We start from the raw sequence: 1,348 nt of genomic DNA on the forward strand, positions 1-1,348 counted from the left end.
GAAACCATTATTATCATGACATTAACCTATAAAAATAGGCGTATCACGAGGCCCTTTCGTCTCGCGCGTTTCGGTGATGACGGTGAAAACCTCTGACACATGCAGCTCCCGGAGACGGTCACAGCTTGTCTGTAAGCGGATGCCGGGAGCAGACAAGCCCGTCAGGGCGCGTCAGCGGGTGTTGGCGGGTGTCGGGGCTGGCTTAACTATGCGGCATCAGAGCAGATTGTACTGAGAGTGCACCATATGCGGTGTGAAATACCGCACAGATGCGTAAGGAGAAAATACCGCATCAGGCGCCATTCGCCATTCAGGCTGCGCAACTGTTGGGAAGGGCGATCGGTGCGGGCCTCTTCGCTATTACGCCAGAATTCGAGCTCGGTACCCCTGAGTCTAGGTCGGACTAGACCTTGTAAAACGACGGCCAGTCCAGTGTGCTGGAAAGTTTGAACTCAATTGGAAACAAAGACAGTAAAGCATGGCCAAACTGACCTTTACCACCTGATTGACGAACAAACTTACCTTCTACTTCAACAGTAGAACGGATCGTCTCACGATAAGCAACCTGTGGTTTACCCACATTACACTGAACACTGAATTCACGTTTCATACGATCAACAATGATATCTAAGTGTAGTTCACCCATGCCTGAAATGATGGTTTGTCCTGATTCTTCATCTGTATTCACTTGGAATGATGGGTCTTCAGCGGCAAGTTTACCTAATGCAATACCCATTTTCTCTTGGTCGGCTTGAGAGCGTGGCTCAACCGCAATAGAAATGACAGGCTCAGGAAATTCCATACGCTCTAAAGTAATTTTATCATTACTGTCGCATAAAGTGTCACCGGTTGTCACATCTTTCAAGCCTATCGCAGCTGCAATATCACCGGCGTGGACTTCTTTAATTTCTTCACGATCATTTGCATGCATTTGCACGATACGACCAAAACGCTCACGTTTTCCTTTCACCGGGTTATACACAGTATCACCGGTCTTTACGACACCTGAGTACACACGGAAAAAGGTCAGTGTACCGACAAATGGGTCTGTCGCAATTTTGAAAGCTAACGCAGAAAAAGGCGCATCGTCTTTAGCTGGACGAGTTGCTTCCGTTTCATCTTTGTCATCAAGTATCCCTGTAATCGGTTTTACTTCTTCAGGGGAAGGTAAGTACTCAACAACAGCGTCAAGCACTGCTTGTACGCCTTTATTTTTAAATGCTGATCCACATGTTGCCAACACGATTTCATTATTAAGTGTTCGTGTTCTTAATCCAGATTTGATTTCAGCTTCAGTAAGTTCTTCACCTTCTAGATATTTATCCATCAACTCTTCGCTTGCTTCAGC

General features: G+C 46.4%; 1 pseudogene. It reads right to left on the reverse strand.

Features of this window, described 5'->3' with window-relative positions:
- Positions 1-451: 451 nt before the first annotated feature.
- A pseudogene (locus G2999_RS12505) lies at positions 452-1,348 on the reverse strand (EF-Tu/IF-2/RF-3 family GTPase); the annotation flags it as partial.

Source organism: Glaciecola sp. HTCC2999 (genome assembly GCF_000155775.1).
GTDB lineage: Bacteria > Pseudomonadota > Gammaproteobacteria > Enterobacterales > Alteromonadaceae > Opacimonas.